17 protein-coding genes and 1 tRNA gene are annotated in these 15,192 nt (G+C 70.4%); 9 read left to right on the forward strand and 9 right to left on the reverse strand.

Features of this window, described 5'->3' with window-relative positions:
* Positions 1–3: 3 nt before the first annotated feature.
* Genes HNQ09_RS04320 through HNQ09_RS04330 form a run of 3 tightly spaced genes read left to right on the forward strand, consistent with a single transcriptional unit; the run spans position 4 to position 2,850 of the window.
* Complete coding sequence (locus HNQ09_RS04320) at positions 4–741, forward strand: metallophosphoesterase (RefSeq protein WP_184025915.1); 738 nt, start codon at positions 4–6, stop codon at positions 739–741.
* Between the two features lie 59 nt (positions 742–800).
* On the forward strand, positions 801–1,907 hold the full coding sequence (locus HNQ09_RS04325; RefSeq protein WP_184025918.1) for an LLM class flavin-dependent oxidoreductase: 1,107 nt from the start codon (positions 801–803) through the stop codon (positions 1,905–1,907).
* Positions 1,908–1,947: 40 nt separating this feature from the next.
* Positions 1,948–2,850: a hypothetical protein gene (locus HNQ09_RS04330; protein ID WP_184025921.1), complete on the forward strand. Its 903-nt coding sequence runs from the start codon at positions 1,948–1,950 to the stop codon at positions 2,848–2,850.
* 292 nt (positions 2,851–3,142) lie between these two features.
* Here the strand turns inward: HNQ09_RS04330 and HNQ09_RS04335 are convergent.
* Positions 3,143–3,218: transfer RNA gene (locus HNQ09_RS04335), tRNA-Lys, on the reverse strand.
* A gap of 91 nt (positions 3,219–3,309) precedes the next feature.
* The gene (gene ffh, locus HNQ09_RS04340; protein WP_184025924.1) at positions 3,310–4,662 is read right to left on the reverse strand and encodes a signal recognition particle protein; all 1,353 of its coding nucleotides are present in this window, start codon (positions 4,660–4,662) and stop codon (positions 3,310–3,312) included.
* A gap of 49 nt (positions 4,663–4,711) precedes the next feature.
* Between ffh and HNQ09_RS04345 the strand changes: the two genes are divergently transcribed.
* The 5 genes from HNQ09_RS04345 to HNQ09_RS04365 all read left to right on the forward strand — a co-directional run bounded on the left by HNQ09_RS04345 (position 4,712) and on the right by HNQ09_RS04365 (position 8,310).
* On the forward strand, positions 4,712–5,413 hold the full coding sequence (locus HNQ09_RS04345) for a histidine phosphatase family protein (protein WP_184025928.1): 702 nt from the start codon (positions 4,712–4,714) through the stop codon (positions 5,411–5,413).
* 70 nt (positions 5,414–5,483) lie between these two features.
* A complete protein-coding gene (locus HNQ09_RS04350) occupies positions 5,484–6,665 on the forward strand; it encodes a thiolase family protein (protein WP_184025931.1) in 1,182 nt (393 codons plus the stop codon).
* 10 nt (positions 6,666–6,675) lie between these two features.
* Positions 6,676–6,999: a YciI family protein gene (locus tag HNQ09_RS04355; protein WP_184025934.1), complete on the forward strand. Its 324-nt coding sequence runs from the start codon at positions 6,676–6,678 to the stop codon at positions 6,997–6,999.
* A 2-nt stretch (positions 7,000–7,001) separates the two neighbouring features.
* Positions 7,002–7,445 (forward strand): hypothetical protein, encoded by a 444-nt coding sequence (locus tag HNQ09_RS04360; protein WP_184025937.1) that lies wholly within the window; start codon positions 7,002–7,004, stop codon positions 7,443–7,445.
* Positions 7,446–7,473: 28 nt separating this feature from the next.
* Positions 7,474–8,310 (forward strand): 3-hydroxyacyl-CoA dehydrogenase family protein, encoded by an 837-nt coding sequence (locus HNQ09_RS04365; RefSeq protein WP_184025940.1) that lies wholly within the window; start codon positions 7,474–7,476, stop codon positions 8,308–8,310.
* A 58-nt stretch (positions 8,311–8,368) separates the two neighbouring features.
* Here the strand turns inward: HNQ09_RS04365 and HNQ09_RS04370 are convergent, their stop codons facing one another.
* The gene (locus HNQ09_RS04370; protein WP_184025943.1) at positions 8,369–8,533 is read right to left on the reverse strand and encodes a hypothetical protein; all 165 of its coding nucleotides are present in this window, start codon (positions 8,531–8,533) and stop codon (positions 8,369–8,371) included.
* An 11-nt stretch (positions 8,534–8,544) separates the two neighbouring features.
* Positions 8,545–9,135, reverse strand: coding sequence for a peroxidase-related enzyme (locus HNQ09_RS04375; protein WP_184025946.1), 591 nt, complete (start codon positions 9,133–9,135; stop codon positions 8,545–8,547).
* A 60-nt stretch (positions 9,136–9,195) separates the two neighbouring features.
* Between HNQ09_RS04375 and HNQ09_RS04380 the strand changes: the two genes are divergently transcribed.
* Complete coding sequence (locus HNQ09_RS04380; protein WP_184025949.1) at positions 9,196–9,696, forward strand: DUF456 domain-containing protein; 501 nt, start codon at positions 9,196–9,198, stop codon at positions 9,694–9,696.
* Between the two features lie 57 nt (positions 9,697–9,753).
* Here the strand turns inward: HNQ09_RS04380 and HNQ09_RS04385 are convergent, their stop codons facing one another.
* The 5 genes from HNQ09_RS04385 to HNQ09_RS04405 form a co-directional block, all read right to left on the reverse strand.
* Positions 9,754–10,437: a hypothetical protein gene (locus HNQ09_RS04385; protein ID WP_184025952.1), complete on the reverse strand. Its 684-nt coding sequence runs from the start codon at positions 10,435–10,437 to the stop codon at positions 9,754–9,756.
* A gap of 10 nt (positions 10,438–10,447) precedes the next feature.
* A complete protein-coding gene (locus tag HNQ09_RS04390; protein ID WP_184025955.1) occupies positions 10,448–10,822 on the reverse strand; it encodes a YkvA family protein in 375 nt (124 codons plus the stop codon).
* Between the two features lie 11 nt (positions 10,823–10,833).
* Positions 10,834–11,793 (reverse strand): CPBP family intramembrane glutamic endopeptidase, encoded by a 960-nt coding sequence (locus tag HNQ09_RS04395; RefSeq protein WP_184025957.1) that lies wholly within the window; start codon positions 11,791–11,793, stop codon positions 10,834–10,836.
* 197 nt (positions 11,794–11,990) lie between these two features.
* Complete coding sequence (locus HNQ09_RS04400; RefSeq protein WP_184025959.1) at positions 11,991–13,028, reverse strand: threonine aldolase family protein; 1,038 nt, start codon at positions 13,026–13,028, stop codon at positions 11,991–11,993.
* Positions 13,029–13,113: 85 nt separating this feature from the next.
* On the reverse strand, positions 13,114–15,123 hold the full coding sequence (locus HNQ09_RS04405; RefSeq protein WP_343057607.1) for an elongation factor G: 2,010 nt from the start codon (positions 15,121–15,123) through the stop codon (positions 13,114–13,116).
* Positions 15,124–15,192 lie beyond the last annotated feature (69 nt).

A 15,192-nucleotide genomic window follows, 5' to 3' on the forward strand; every position in this document is an offset into this window, starting at 1 on the left:
CCCATGCGCGTCTTTGCCATCGCCGATCTGCACCTCGCCACCGTGACCCCCAAACCCATGACGGTCTTCGGGCCGAACTGGGCCGGGCACCCGGAGGCGATCTTCCGGCAGTGGCAGGAGGAAGTCCGGGAAGACGACCTGGTGCTGCTGCCCGGCGACCTCTCGTGGGCGATGCGGCTGCCCGACGCGCTGGTGGACCTCGCCCCGGTGGCGGCGCTGCCCGGAACCAAGGTGCTGCTGCGCGGCAACCACGACTACTGGTGGCCAGGGGCGGGCAAGCTGCGCGCGGCCCTGCCTCCCGGCATGTTGGCCGTTCACAACGACGCGGTGCGGGTCGGCCGCGTGGTCGTGTGCGGCTCGCGCGGCTGGCTCACACCGGGCCACGAGGCGCTGGGCGACGACGACGCGCGGCTGCTGAGGCGCGAGGCCGAGCGCCTGGGCCTCAGCGTGCAGGCCGCCGCGAGGCTGCGCCAGCCCGGCGACGTGCTGATCGTGATGCTGCACTACCCGCCCGCCAGCCCGCCCTACCCGCCCAACCCGCTCACCGCCGTGATCGAGGCGGCGCGGCCCGACCTGATCGTCTACGGTCACCTGCACGGCGCCCACCCCGAGCGCGCCCTGCGGTCCCTGGGCGGTATTCCGGCCCACCTCGTCGCCGCCGACGTGCTCAAGTTCCGGCCCAAGCTGCTGCTGGACCTGGGCGGCGCACCGGACGCCTCCCCTGCCCCCGCCGAAAGCTGAGCGCCCCCAACGTGAGCCTGGGCGGCTTCCCTGCGGCTCCCTCGCCGCACACTGCGGGCATGACGGCATCCCCTTCCCCCTTGCCCCTCTCCGTGCTGGACCTCGTACCGGTGCCCCGGGGTTCGGACGCCCCCGCTGCCCTGCGCGAGACGGTGGCGCTGGCGCAGGAAACCGAACGCCTGGGTTACACCCGTTTCTGGGTGGCCGAACACCACAACATGGGGGCGCTGGCCGCCAGCGTGCCCGCCGTGGTGCTCGCGGCGCTGTCGCAGCACACCTCCAGGCTGCGGCTGGGCGCGGGCGGCGTGATGCTGCCCAACCACGCGCCGCTGGCGGTCGCGGAAAGCTACCGCCTGCTCTCGGCGCTGGCCCCCGGGCGGGTGGACCTCGGCCTGGGCCGCGCACCCGGCACCGACGGCCGCACGGCGCTGGCCCTGCGCGGCGCGGCGGGCCTGCACGAGGCACCCTTCGAGGCGCAACTGGACGACCTGCTCGCCTTCGGCCACGGCATTTTTCCGGCCGGCCACCCCTTCGCGGGGGTCACGGCGGCTCCGGCCGACACGGCGGGCCGCCCACCCCTTTTTCCGCCGCTGTGGGTGCTGAGCAGCAGCGGCTACGGGGCGCGGGTCGCTGCCGGTCGGGGCCTGGGACTGGCCTTTGCGGCGCACATCAACCCCCGGCTGGAGGACGCGGCGGCGGCGGTCCAGGCGTACCGGGCGGCGTTCCGGCCCTCGGCGGCGTTTCCGGAGCCACGCAGCCTGGTCGCGGCCAGCGTGGTCTGCGCGCCCACGGCCGAGGAGGCCGAGGACCTCGCCGCGCCGCTGGGCCTGATGTTCCTGCGGCTGATCCGGGGCGAGACGGCGCCCTTTCCCAGCGTCGCCGAGGCCCGCGCCTACCCCTACACCCCGCACGAGCGGGCACAGGTGGCCGCCTCGCGCGCCCGGGTGATCGTGGGCGACCCGGCGGGGGTGCGTGAGGAACTGCTCGCGCTGGCGGGGCGGACGGGGGCCGACGAGCTGATGCTGACCACCCTGTTGCCGGACCCGGCAGCCCGGCGGCGCTCGTACCGGCTGGTGGCGGAGGCGCTGGGGCTGGGGGGACCCGGGCCGGGGGCCGCCACAGAAGGGGCGCTCTTTTCCCCCGGCGCGGCGCCTTCCGGCGGCTGACCCGGCGCGGGGGCCGCTATGCTGGGGGCCGGAGGCAGGCTTGCAGGACCCCGAAAAAGTACAAGACCGGCTGGTGGCCGACCGCAAGGTGCGCGCGGTCGCCCAGGCGGGCAGCTACGGCACCGACGACGGCTGGGCAGGCAGCCAACCCACACTGGTCGTCTTCGAGCGCGGGCTGATCTCGCCGCAGAGCGAGACGCGGGCGGGCGTCACCGTGCAGCGCTACCCCTACGAGAAACTGGAGCAGTGGCGCGACTGGGACGTGGCCCGCGAGGAGGCGCCGGTCGCGCTGCTGGCGACCAGCCGGGTGGTCTACGATCCCACCGGGCATTTCGGCCGTATCCAGCGGACCCTCTGGACCCTCAACGAGGAGCGCCTGGCCGGACACCGCGAGGAGCTGCTGGGTCAGGCCCAGGGGCGGCTGGACACGGCGCGGCGCACCCTCACCGGCCCCGGCCACGGCGTGCAGGAGCAGCTGCTGGCGCTGGCCGAGGCGCGGGCGGTGGCCCTCGACCTGCTCTACCCCGCCCTGCTGACGCACACCCACGGCTGGCCCGAGTTCGAGATCCGGTTGCCGCACGCCTGGCGCGCCGCCGCCGGGCTGCGTTTTCCCAAGGCCGTCTACCGCCTGGAAAACCTCTACGGGTTCGGCGGCGAGGAGGAAGCCCGCCGGGTGCTGCTCGCCACCCGGGGCCTGGGCATGGTCGAGCAGGAAAAACGCGCCCGCGCGGCCTTTCAGGCCGGGTACTACGACGGCGCCGTGCGCTACCTGCGTGACGAGGCCGCCCGCACCCACCGCGCCGACCTCGACCGCTGGAGCTACCTCAGCAGCCCCCGGCGCGACAAGCTCGGCACCCTGCTGGGCGTCACCCGCAGTCCCCTCGGCCCGGCGGCCCTCGCCATCGCCGGCGACCTGATGGCCGACGCGCGGGAAGGCCGCTGAGGGGGCTTGCTTTTTTGCCCACCTGCCTGTAAGATTTCATTTCTGGCTTCATGAAGCCGTGCGGTGCACCGCACTGGAGGGAGGCGCCCACCTCGGAGATCAAAGACGGGCGCGCGAGCAGAGGGCAGCGGGGCACAGACCCGCGCCGCTGAACCACCGGAGGAAGCTTGAGGGCTTCCTTCTTTTGTTGTGCCTTTTCTGGGCAGCTGTAGGACAAGGGGGCAGACGCCCGGCGGCCAGGCCCGCAGGGGACCAAAGGCGAGAGCCTGCGCGCACGGCACAGGCTCTGGCGTGGTGGGTCGTGTAGGACTTGAACCTACAACCCGCTGATTAAAAGTCAGCTGCTCTACCGATTGAGCTAACGACCCGCACGGCTGCGCCACAGACGGGCGTATCTCAGCGGGCCTGAGTATAGGGAGCCGGGCGGGGGGTGTCAACGCGGCGCCGCCCGGCCCCGGCTCAGCGTTTCAGGCCCGGGGGCATCTGCGGCATGCGGGGCGGCTTCATGCCCTTGCCCGGTCCCTTGCCGCCGGGGCCACTCATGCGCTGGAGCAGCTTCATCATGTCTTTCATCTGCTCGTGCATTTTCAGCAGTCGGTTGATGTCCTGCACCGTGTGGCCGCTGCCCGCCGCAATGCGCTTGCGGCGCTGCCCGTCGATGATCTTGGGGTTGCGGCGTTCCCCCGCCGTCATGGAGGAGATCATCGCGTCGATGCGCTGAATCTGCTTCTCGTCCACGTTAAAGCCCTCGGGCAGCGCGCGGCTCATGCCGGGAATCAGCTTGAGCAGGTCGCCCAGCGGTCCCATCTTGCGAATCTGCCGCAGCTGGGTCAGCAGGTCCTCGAGATCGAAGTCGCCGGGCTTTTTGACCTCCATCGCCTTGAGGTCGGCCTGTTCGGCGCGCTCGATCAGCCCCAGCACGTCGCCCATGCCCAGGATGCGGCCCGCCACCCGGTCGGGGTAGAAGGGGTCCAGGCCCGTCAGTTTCTCGCTGGTGCCCGCAAAGTAAATCGGCTTGCCCGTCACGCTGCGGGCGCTGAGGGCCGCGCCGCCGCGCGCGTCGCCGTCCATCTTGGTGATGATCAGGCCGGAAAGGTGCACCCGCTCGTCGAACACGCGCGCGACGTTCAGCGCCTCCTGCCCGGTCATCGCATCCACCACCAGCAGCGTCTCGGTAGGCTGGAGTTCAGTCTGGAGGTTGGCGAGTTGGTCCATCAGCGCCTCGTCGATCTGAAGGCGGCCCGCCGTGTCCACGATCACGAGGTCGCGGAAATCGGTTTTCAGGTGCTCGTCGAGACGGCGCTTGGTCTCCTGAGGCGTCTCACCGTCGGCGACCTTCAGGACCGGCACGCCGACCTGCTTCGCCAGCACTTCGAGCTGGTCGCGGGCGGCGGGGCGCTGGGTGTCGGCGGCGACGAGCAGCACGCGGCGGCCCTTGCCCTTGTAAAAGGCGGCCAGCTTGCCCGTGCTGGTGGTCTTGCCCGCCCCCTGGAGGCCGACCATGAACCAGACGTTGCCCTCGTTTTTCAGGGTGGGCTGGTGGGTCTCGCCGCCCAGGGTCTGAATCAGTTCGTCGTGGACGAGCTTGACCACCGTCTGCCCGCCGGTGAGCGACCCCTGGACCTCCTGGCCCACCGCCTTCTCGGTCACGCGGGCCACGAAATCCTTGGCGACGGTGAAGTTCACGTCGGCTTCCAGCAGGGCCATGCGAATCTCGCGCATGGCCTCCTTGACCTGTTTCTCGGTCAGCTTGCTCTCGCGGCCCACCCGGTCGAGGATGTCCTGCAACTTGTTCCCGAGCGCCTCAAACATGGGGAGAGTCTAGCGTGCGGGGGCAAGAGGCTTGGTATAGCTTGCACGGATGGAGCTTCTCCTGATTCGCCACGCTCAGTCCCTGAACAATCACCTGACAGGAGACCCGGAGTACGCGGCGAGGCGGCAGGCCGATCCACCCCTGACGGAGCTGGGGCGGCAGCAGGCCTTGCGGCTGGCGAGTTGGGCGGCCGATGACCCCTTCTGCCAGCGCATCACGCATCTCCATACGAGCCTCACGACCCGCGCCGTGCAGACGGCTGCGCCCCTCGCCCGGGCGCTCGGCCTCAGCGTTCACGGCCTCACCGAAGCCTACGAGTGCGGCGGGCTAAACAGCGGCCCGGACGGAGGATTCGCACCCGTGATGGGCCGTGACCACGTCTCGCTCCAGATTGACTGCCCGGACCTGTTATGGCCGGACGAGATTCGTGGTCAGGCCTGGGAGGGCGGCGGCGAACCCTGGGACCCTACGGGCTTTGCCGGGAGGGCAGCGAACGTGAGCCGTCACCTGCGCCGGGTGGCCGATGAAGCCGATGTGGTCGCTCTGATCACCCATCACGATTTCGCGCAATACCTGATTGCGGAGCTGCTGGGCCTCCCTGCGCTGCATGGCGAGGGGCTGACGTTCCGGCTGAACAACACCGCCACGGCCCACATAGAGCTGATTCCCGATCCCAGTGGATCGGACCGACGTGTTCTGCACTGGGTGAATCGGACCGCTCACCTGACTCCGGACTTGTTGACTCTCTGATCACCTCGGAGGTGCAGAACGCGGGCCGCGAACCTAACGCCCGTTAGCCGCCCCGCGCTATCCTCGCCCCATGACCAAAGCTGTGATCGTCTCGGCGTCGCGCACGCCGACGGGTAAATTCCTGGGGGCCTTGCAGGACGTGACCGCCGTGGAGCTGGGCACCATCACTCTGCGCGAGACGCTGCGCCGCAGCAGCATTCCCGCCGAGCTGGTGGAGGAAGTCATCATGGGCCAGGTCGTCCAGGCGGGCAGCGGGCAGAACCCGGCGCGGCAGGCGGCCCTGAGGGCGGGCCTCTCGCCGGAGGTCGGTGCATTGACCATCAACAAGGTCTGCGGGTCGGGTCTCAAGGCCGTGATCCTGGCCGCGCAGGCGATCCGCGCGGGCGACCAGACGGTCATGCTGGCGGGCGGCATGGAGTCCATGAGCAACGCGCCGCACCTGCTGCCCGGCGCCCGCAAAGGCTACCGCCTGGGGCACGCGCAGGTGCTCGACGCGAACACGCACGACGGCCTGTGGTGCTCCATCAACGACGAGGGCATGGGCCTGACGGGTGAGCGCGTGGCCGAGAAGTACGAGATCGGCCGAGAGGCGCAGGACGCCTACGCGACGGGCAGCCACCAGAAGGCCATCGCCGCGACCGAGGGCGGGCGTTTCCGCGACGAGATTGCCCCCGTGACTGTCAAGGGGCGCAAGGGCGACGTGATCGTGGATACCGACGAGGGGCCGCGTGCCGACACCAGCCCGGAGACGCTGGGGCGCCTCAAGCCCGCCTTCAAGAAGGACGGCACCGTCACGGCGGGCAACGCGCCCGGCCTGAACGACGGGGCATCGAGCCTGCTGATCATGTCCGAGGAAGCGGCGCAGGCGCACGGGCTCACGCCGATGGCCGAGATCACCTCCTATGCGACGGGCGGCCTCGCTCCCGAGTGGGTGATGATGACGCCTGTGCCCGCCACGAAGAAGCTGCTGGAAAAGAGCGGCCTGAGCGTGGGCGACGTGGACCTGTGGGAGCTGAACGAGGCCTTCAGCGTCCAGAGTCTCGCCGTGCAGCGCGAATTGGGGCTGGACCCCGAGCGGGTGAATGTGAACGGCGGGGCGGTCGCGCTGGGGCATCCCATCGGCGCTTCGGGTGCCCGCATCCTCGTCACGCTGCTGCACGCGCTGAGGCAGCAGGATAAGGAAACCGGCGTGGCGACCCTGTGCATGGGCGGCGGCAACGGCCTCGCGCTGTCCGTCAAGCGGCTCTCGTAAGCTGAGCCTCATGACGCCAGGCAGCACGCCGACCCTGTGGGTGATTCAGAGCCGTTACCTCAAGAGCGGAGACGACCTCGCCGCCGTCACGCCCCGGCACCGGGAGTGGCTGGACCAGCACTACCGCTCGGGCCTCTTCCTGACCTCCGGCCGCAAGGTGGACGGCACGGGCGGCGTGCTGCTCGCGCAGGCCGAGAGCCAGGAGCAGCTTGAGCAGGTCTTCCGGGACGACCCCTTCGTGCTGGAGAGGTGCTCGGAGTACACCTACACGCCGTTCACGCCCGTCAAGCGGGGGCGAGCGGTGATGCTGGACGGCGTGCCGCTGGTGGAATAGGGATGAACAGGCTCACCTTCAGGAATGACGGGCTGGGGTGGTTTTACCTGGGGCTGTGCATTCTCGTTCTGGGAGCTTTGTACTTTTCCGGCAGTGCGAATTCACAAGACACCGTGACGGCGCTGAGCGTCCTGGGAGTCTTGGCGCTCCCCCTGGGCCTGCTGAGTCGGCTGACCGTCGCCGTAGGTTCGGAACGGTTGTCAGTCTGGCTGGGGCCGGGTCTGTTGCGCCGAAATTACCCCACCCGCGAGATCGTTGGCATTGCCAGAGCCGATCTTCCCTTCACCCCCTTTACTGTGGGGTTGAGGCTGACGCCGCGCGGCTGGCTCTACAGCATCGGTGGCCGGGAGTTTACTGAAGTCCTGTTCGCCGACGGGTCCCACCTCTTGATCGGCACGGACAATGCGGCGCAAACCGAGGATTTCCTGCGCGGGAGTCTTTCTTAGGACCTCGCCAGACTGCTAAGGAGTACCTATGAACTTTGGAGTCATCGGAGCAGGACAGATGGGCGGCGGCATCGCGCAGGTCGCCGCGCAGAGTGGATTCAGCGTCGTCGTGCAGGACGTGAAGCAGGAGTTTCTGGACCGGGGCCGGGCCGTCATTGAAAAGAGCCTCGCCAAGCTGCACGAGAAGGGGCGGCTGACGGGCACGCCCGAAGAAGTGCTGGGGCGGATCAAGTTCACCACCGAACTGAGTGACTTCGCCGACTGCGACATCGTGGTCGAAGCCATCGTGGAGAACGAGGCGATCAAGGCGCAGCTTTTCCGGCAACTGGGCGAGATCGTCAAGCCCGACGGCATCCTGGCGAGCAACACCAGTTCCATCCCGATCACCAGCCTCGCCACGGCGAGCGGGCGGCCAGAGCGGTTTATCGGGATGCACTTCATGAACCCGGTGCCGCTGATGCAGCTCGTCGAGGTCATTCGCGGCTATTCCACCAGCGACGAGACGGCGCAGAAGGTGACCGAAGCGGCGCGGGCGATGGGCAAGACGCCCGTGGAGTGCAACGACTTCCCCGGCTTCGTGTCCAACCGCATTCTGATGCCCATGCTGAACGAGGCCATCCAGTGCGTGATGGAGGGCGTGGCCGAGCCCGAAGCCATTGACCAGATCATGAAGCTGGGGATGAACCACCCGATGGGGCCGCTGACGCTGGCGGACTTTATCGGGCTGGACACCTGCCTCGCCATCATGGAGGTGCTGCATCAGGGGCTGGGGGACGACAAGTACCGGCCCTCGCCGCTGCTGCGCAAGATGGTGCAGGCCGGGCTGCTGGGGCGCAAGAGCGGGCGGGGCTTCTACAGCTACTGACCGTCAATAGGAAAAGAGGAGCGGAGGCCCATGCCCCCGCTCCTCCTCTTTTGGCTTCCTAGCTGTGGCCGGGATCGGAGTCGTCGGTGGGGCGGCCATGCTTGCCGTCGCCGCTGGCCTCGTCCTCCGGGGAGGGCTGCGGCATGTCCTGAGCCGACTCGGAGAGCTGCTCGTGGTCCTCGTCGTGCGGTTGGGGCGTGCGGTCGTTCTCGTTCTTCGTCATGATGGACCTCCTCAGCGGCTCTGCGCGTAGTACTCGGCGTTGGGCTGGAACCCGAGGGCGCTGCTCACGCGGTTGGTCATGTTGAACATGGCGATCACCTGCACGAGTTCCATGATCTGGTGGTCATCCAGGCCCACTCCGCGCAGGGGCTGGAGGTCGGCTTCGGTGACCTCGGCGGGGCGCAGGGTCAGTTTCTCGGCGTACTCGCACAGCACGCGCTCGCGCTCGGTGAGGGTGGCGTGGCGCCAGTTCACCGCCACCGCGTCGGCTTTCTGCGGGTCGCCGTCAAAGTGGCGCAGGGCCGCCCCGTGCGACACGGCGCAGTACAGGCAACGGTTGACGCCGCTGACGACCACGGCCACGAGTTCGCGCTCGGCGTTGGAGAGGTACCCCTCCTTGTTCAGCAGCAGGTTGAAGTAGTTCCACCACGCCTGGAACTGCTCGCCGTTGACCGCTTGGGCACGGAACACGTTGGGCACGAAGCCCATGTTGGCCTCGGCCTTGGCCCACAGCTTGCTCACGCCCTCGGGTACTCCGGACGCGTCGGGGACGGGCAGGTAAGAGATACGGCGCTCGTCGGTGGGCGGCTGGGTTGTGGTCATGGGGACAGCTTACCCGCCGGGGGGAACTCCCCCCCCCCGCCCCGCGTATCCCCTCAGCGTATGAGCCTCGCCTTCCTCGTGTTCCTGGTCTTCTGGATCGTCGGCATGGTCGGCACCTTCGTGCCCGCCATGCCTGCCACGGTCATCATCTTCGCCGGGTCGGTCGCCGCCACGCTGATCGACGGCTTTCAACCCTGGCCCGATCTGCCGTTCCTGCTCACCTTCGCGGTCATCACGTTCCTGATCTCCATGATCGACAACTTCGCCTCGGCGTGGGGGGCGCGGCGCTACGGGGGCAGCAAGCAGGCCGGCTGGGGGGCCTTGATCGGCGGGCTGGTGGGCATCTTCATCCCGTTCGGGCTGATCGTGGGGCCGCTGGCCGGAGCGCTGATTGCGGAACTGTTCGTCGTGCGCAAGCCCTTGCTTGATGCAGGCCGCGCCGCGTGGGGCACCCTGCTGGGGCTGCTGACCGGCATCGCCGCCAAGCTGGTGCTGCACCTGTTGATCGGCGTGTACGAGCTGTGGCGGCTGTGGGACCCGGCCGAGAGCATTTTCGGGTAGCCGTCCCAGGGAGAGGGGCCGGACTTCACAGCTCCGGCCCCTCATGCCCTCCCCCACTCAGAACAGCGCGCCCAGCAGCGGCGCGAGGCCCAGCGCCGTCAGCCCCAGCGCGGGCAGCAGCGGCAACAGCGTGCCCAGCAGCGCCCGGCGGCGGTCCCCGGTCAGGATCAGGAAGCCCCGGTAGGCGAGGGCAAACTGGGCCAGGGGGGCCAGGAGCAGCAGCAGGACGGCGACGCGGGCGAGCGGCCAGCGCATCACGGCCTGGAGGGTTCCCTGTTGGCGCTCCAGGGCATCGGAAGCCAGCAGGAAAGCGGGCCATTCAGGCTGCGGCCACACCAGCAGCAGCGCAGCCAGCGCCAGATACAGCGGCGGGAGCACGGCGAAGGTCGCGCCGTAGACCTCCGGGGCACGCCCCTCGCGTCCGGCCCCCAGCCAGCCCAGCCCGGCCATCGACCCGGCCAGCAGCACCGTCAGAAACAGGGTGCCGAAAACGTTGATCGCGTGCGCCGCGAAAGCCCCGGCCCCCTCGGCCGTCGCCCCCACCACGGGCCGCAGCAGCAGCGCGTAGACCACCCCGGCGAGCAGCGCTGCCAGAAGGGGGGGGCCGACGTAGCGCCAGGGCAGCGGAGCCACCGCCCGCAGCCGCTCGAAAAAGGGGGCGGGGCCGCCCAGCAGCTCAGCGGGCAGGGGCGCGGCCGGGGGAGGCGTCGGTGCGGGCATGGGACGGCGGGAACGGGACATCGGGGGCACTCTAGCCCCTGGCCCACCAGGCCCACAGCAGCCCCAGTCCCAGCACATACAGTCCCAGCATCAGCGCCAGCCCCCAGCCGGAGCGGGCCAGCCGGGCGGGGTGGGCGGCAGCCTGCGCGCGGGCGTCCGACAGCACGTCGCGGGGGATCAGCCGCAGGGCCAGCCACAGCCCGGCGGGAAGGAGCAGCAGGTCGTCGAGCTGTCCCAGCACCGGAATAAAGTCGGGAATCAGGTCGATGGGACTCAGGGCGTAGGCCAGCACCCCCAGGGCCAGCAGCCGGGCGGGCCAGGGCGTGCGCGGGTCGCGGGCGGCGAGGCTCAGGGCGTGCAGTTCCGTCTTCAGGCGCCGGGCCAGGGCGCGCAGGTGCTCCAGCATGGCGCCCCGGCCTAGCGCAGCGCCCCGCGCAGGTCGGTGACGGCCTGCTGCACGGCGGGCAGGGTCAGGGCGGCGGCCACGACCCCGAACAGCACGATGCCCACGAAGGCGCCGCTCAGCCAGGGACCGGGGGCGGCGCGCGCCTGCGGGTCGGGCCTGGGGGTCAACCACAGGTGCAGCACGACCATCACCGCCGCGCCGAACAGTCCGGCTCCCAGCGCCAGCGGCACGGCCAGCGCCGGATTGCCCAGCATCTCGGTCGCCTGGCGGGTGTCGCCCAGGTCGCGCCCGGCCAGAAAGGCACCCAGCCCCACGGCCAGGGTGTTGTTCAGCGCGTGGACGATCACGGCGTTCCAGAGGCTGCCGCTGTGCTGGGTCAGCCGGGCCAGCGCGTAGGCCAGCGGCAGGATGCCCGCCACGCTCGCCGGAACCCCGTGCGCGACGGCAAAGGCCACGCTGCTTGTCAGCGCCGCGACCGCAAAGCCCGCCGCGCGCTCGTGCCCGCGCAGCATCAGGCCCCGGAAGGCGACCTCCTCGGCAAAGGGCACCAGCAGCCCCGCCGCCAGCAGCAGCGCCCACAGATCCGCACCCCGGCTCACGAACTGCGGAATGGCGTCGGCACTTCCCGGCGAAAGGGTCACGAACACCAGCGCAAAGGCCCGCGACGCCAGAAACGCCAGCACGAAGGCCGCCAGCGCCAGCCCCCAGGAGGGCGGGGTGCGCCAGCGCGAGTCGCGCAGCAGCGCCGCCATCGGCCGCCGAAAGACCGTGACGGCCAGCACGGCATTGCCCACGAACGAGAGCAGCAGCGCCGTGCCCAGCGGCACGCCCCGCGCGATCAACAGCGCCGAGATCACGTTCTGCGCGATCAAGAGGGTCAGCGCGGCGCGGTTGCCGTCGAGCGCGCGGATGCCCGGCGCCGGGGGCGCGTCCGGGGTGGGAAGGGAAGCGGGCACGTCCGGAGCCGTCATGGGGGGCAGCCTACCGCGCCGCCCCGGGGAAAGCGCACCCCTCCAAAGGCGGAGACGGGCCGACCGGAGGCTCCCCACTGGGCAGACACGCAGCGCTTCCCCGGGGGAGCAGAGACACCACGCCCCGCCTTCCTCCCCGCCCCGTCATCCCGCACGACGGGAAAAGCGGGAAGGCCGAGGAGGCTGGGAAAGACCCTTCAGGCCGTCAGCACCCGGATCGCTTCCTCCAGCGCCTCGTCACCAACCTGGTGGTGCAGCACGAAGCGCACCGAGTCCGGCCCCAGGGCGCTCGCCAGCACGCCCGCTTCGGCCCAGCGGGACACCTGCGCCGCCGCGTCGGGCAGGGTCACGTAAAGGATGTTGGTCTGCACGGCGGCTAGGTTCACGCTGTACCCGGCCTCCAGCAGCGCTTCGGCCAGCCTGCGGGTGCGGCGGTGATCCCCTTGCAGGCGGGCAGGACCGTCTCGCAGGGCGAGCAGGCCAGCGGCAGCGAGGACCCCGGCCTGACGCATCCCGCCGCCCAGCATCTTGCGGTAGCGGTGGGCCTGCTTCATCGCGGCCGCGCTGCCCAGCAAGACGCTGCCCACGGGCGCACCCAGGCCTTTGCTCAGGCAGATGCTCACGGTGCCAAAGTGCCGGGTGATCTCGGAAACGGGCACGCCCTGCGCGGCGGCGGCGTTGAAGACCCGCGCCCCGTCGAGGTGCAGCGGCAGGCCCTCCTCGTTGGCCACGTCCCGAATGGCGGCGAGCACGTCCAGCGGGATCACCGTGCCGCCCGCCTTGTTGTGGGTGTCTTCCAGGCTGATCATCCCGGTCGGGGACTGGTGGACACTGCGGCGCACGGCGAGGCGCACCGCCTCCGGGTCGGGCACGCCCAGCGGCGCGGGCACGAAGCGCGGCACCACGCCCGAAAAGGCCGCCATCATCCCCAGTTCCCACTCGTAGATGTGCGACCCCTCGGCGCAGATCACCTCCTCGCCCCGGCGGGTGTGCAGGGCGATGGCGACCTGATTGGTCATGGTGCCCGACGGCATGAACAGCCCCGCCTCGAAGCCGGTCAGGCGCGCAGCCTCGGCCTGGAGGGCATTGACGGTCGGGTCCTCGCCGTACACGTCGTCGCCCACCGGGGCCTGCGCCATCGCTTCCCGCATCTCGGGGGTGGGCGTGGTCACGGTGTCGGAGCGCAGGTCGGCCAGGACGCGCGGCCGGGTAGGGTCGGGCAGGGTGGCAGTCATGGGGAGAATGGTACGCCGCGTGCAGGCGGCGGTGCGCGGCCAAAGGCACGCTGCTCTGCTGTCCCGCGCTCCCCCGCCGCCGCGCCTATCCCGCCGCTGCCGCCGACCGCCGCGCTTCGATCACTTTCTTCGCCAGGTGCTCGGGCAGGTCCTGGTAGCCCAGGGGCTTCACGCTGAAAGCTCCCCGGTCGCCGGTCAGGCTGCGCAGGTCGGCGCTGTAGGTCTGGAGTTCCGACTGCGGCACGACGGCGGTGACGGTGATCACGGTGCCTTCGGGTTCCATCCCCTGCACCCGGGCGCGGCGGGTCTGGAGGTCCCCGATCAGGTCGCCGGTGAACTGGGCGGGGGCACGGACCCTGAGTTGCATCACGGGTTCGAGCAGGGTCGGCCGGGCCCCCTCCACCGCGTTGCGGAAGGCCAATGCTCCGGCGGTGCGGAAAGCGAGGTCGCTGGAATCCACGTCGTGGTAGGACCCGTGGGTTACGGCCACATGCACGTCCTGCATGGGGTAGCCCGCCAGCGGCCCCTTGCCCATCGCGTCGGCCACGCCCTTTTCGATGCTGGGCAGGTACTTGCCGGGAATCGCGCCGCCCACCACCTCCGAGCGGAAGGCCGTGCCCGTGCCGGGGTCGAGGCGCAGGTGGCAGTCACCGTATTGTCCGTGCCCGCCCGACTGCTTCTTGTGCTTGCCCTGCGCCTGCGAGGACGCGCGGATGGTCTCGCGGTAGGGAATCTGCGGGGTGCGGGTCTCCACGTTCACGCCCAGCCCCGCGAGCTTTTCCACCGCGATGGCCGTGTGCATGTCGCCCATGCCCGCCAGCAGCAGCTCGCCCGTCTGCGGCTCGCGGGCAAAGCGCAGGGTGGGGTCTTCCTCCAGCAGGCGGGCCATGGCGGTGCCCAGGCGGTCCTCGTCCTGGCGAGTTTTCGGAAAGAGGGCCACCGTGTGCGCGGGGTCTGGCAGCACCAGCGGGTCATACTCGATGGGGTTCGCCGGGTCGGCCAGGGTGTCTCCGGTGTGCAGGTCGGGCAGCTTGGTCAGCACGCCGATCATCCCGGCGCGCAGCTCGGGCACCTCGGTCAGCTCCTTGCCGCTCACGACGTAGAGGTGGGCAGGCTTCACGTCCACCCCGCGCGTGGTGTTGCGCAGGGTATCGCCGGGGCGGACGGTGCCGCTCCAGACGCGGATGTACGCCAGCTTGCCCACGAAGGGGTCCACGCTGACCCGCCACACCCGCGCGCTGGCGGGGGCGTCCGGCACCGGCTCGCGCGTCTGGCCGTCCAGGCCGGTCAGCACGCCGCGCTCCTGGGCACTGCGCAGCCCGTCCACCATCAGGTTCAGCAGCTCGGGCACGCCCACGCCCGTCTCCCCGCTGACCGGCACGACCGGGTAGAGGGTCCCGGCGTGGACTGCCCGCAAGAAGGCGGCGCGCAGTTCCTCGGTGCCGATCTCCTCGCCTTCCAGGTAACGGTTCATCAGGGCGTCGTCGGTCTCCACGATGGCGTCGGTCAGCGCGCCCCTGGCCTCGCGCAGCGCGGGGCGCAGGTCGCCGGGCACCTCGTCCGGCGACGCGCCCAGTACGTCCACCACGCCCTGGAAGTCCGGTCCCTCGCCCAGCGGCAAGAAGGCCGCCGCCACCGGCCCCTTCAGGCTGACGCGCAGGTCGGCCAGTACCGCGTGGAAGTGGGCGCGGTCGCGGTCCATCTTGGACATCACGACCACCCGGGGCATGGCGAAGCGGTCGGCTGTTGCCCAGACCCGCTCGGTGCCGACCTCCACACCGCTCACGGCGCTCACCACGATCAAGGCCGAGTCCGCCGCGCGGATGCCGCCGCGAATCTCGCGCACGAAGTCCGCGTAGCCCGGCGTGTCCAGCAGGGTCAGGTCGGTGTCCCGGTGCGTGAGCCGCAGCACCCCGGTCGAGATCGAAAACCCGTGCGCCTTTTCGGCGTCGGTGTGGTCACTCTGGGTGGTGCCGTCCTCCACCCGCCCGGCCCGCGTCAGCGCCCCGGCGGCGACCAGCAGGGCTTCCGAGAGGGTGGTCTTGCCGGCCCCGCTGTGCCCGGCCACACTCACGATCCGAACGGCTCTCTCCACGGCTTTTCCGGTCACCGTCTACCACCAGACCTTTGTCGCACACGTCCGGACCCCTTCTCTGGGCGCGTC

It is taken from the genome of Deinococcus budaensis, assembly GCF_014201885.1.
Taxonomy (GTDB): domain Bacteria; phylum Deinococcota; class Deinococci; order Deinococcales; family Deinococcaceae; genus Deinococcus; species Deinococcus budaensis.

Coding starts and splice junctions, on each gene's coding strand:
- HNQ09_RS04320 (WP_184025915.1), top strand. CDS start 4: ATGCGCGTCTTTGCCATCGCCGATCTGCACCTCGCCACCGTGACCCCC.
- HNQ09_RS04325 (WP_184025918.1), top strand. CDS start 801: ATGACGGCATCCCCTTCCCCCTTGCCCCTCTCCGTGCTGGACCTCGTA.
- ffh (WP_184025924.1), bottom strand. CDS start 4,662: ATGTTTGAGGCGCTCGGGAACAAGTTGCAGGACATCCTCGACCGGGTG.
- HNQ09_RS04345 (WP_184025928.1), top strand. CDS start 4,712: ATGGAGCTTCTCCTGATTCGCCACGCTCAGTCCCTGAACAATCACCTG.
- HNQ09_RS04350 (WP_184025931.1), top strand. CDS start 5,484: ATGACCAAAGCTGTGATCGTCTCGGCGTCGCGCACGCCGACGGGTAAA.
- HNQ09_RS04355 (WP_184025934.1), top strand. CDS start 6,676: ATGACGCCAGGCAGCACGCCGACCCTGTGGGTGATTCAGAGCCGTTAC.
- HNQ09_RS04360 (WP_184025937.1), top strand. CDS start 7,002: ATGAACAGGCTCACCTTCAGGAATGACGGGCTGGGGTGGTTTTACCTG.
- HNQ09_RS04365 (WP_184025940.1), top strand. CDS start 7,474: ATGAACTTTGGAGTCATCGGAGCAGGACAGATGGGCGGCGGCATCGCG.
- HNQ09_RS04370 (WP_184025943.1), bottom strand. CDS start 8,533: ATGACGAAGAACGAGAACGACCGCACGCCCCAACCGCACGACGAGGAC.
- HNQ09_RS04375 (WP_184025946.1), bottom strand. CDS start 9,135: ATGACCACAACCCAGCCGCCCACCGACGAGCGCCGTATCTCTTACCTG.
- HNQ09_RS04380 (WP_184025949.1), top strand. CDS start 9,196: ATGAGCCTCGCCTTCCTCGTGTTCCTGGTCTTCTGGATCGTCGGCATG.
- HNQ09_RS04385 (WP_184025952.1), bottom strand. CDS start 10,437: ATGTCCCGTTCCCGCCGTCCCATGCCCGCACCGACGCCTCCCCCGGCC.
- HNQ09_RS04390 (WP_184025955.1), bottom strand. CDS start 10,822: ATGCTGGAGCACCTGCGCGCCCTGGCCCGGCGCCTGAAGACGGAACTG.
- HNQ09_RS04395 (WP_184025957.1), bottom strand. CDS start 11,793: ATGACGGCTCCGGACGTGCCCGCTTCCCTTCCCACCCCGGACGCGCCC.
- HNQ09_RS04400 (WP_184025959.1), bottom strand. CDS start 13,028: ATGACTGCCACCCTGCCCGACCCTACCCGGCCGCGCGTCCTGGCCGAC.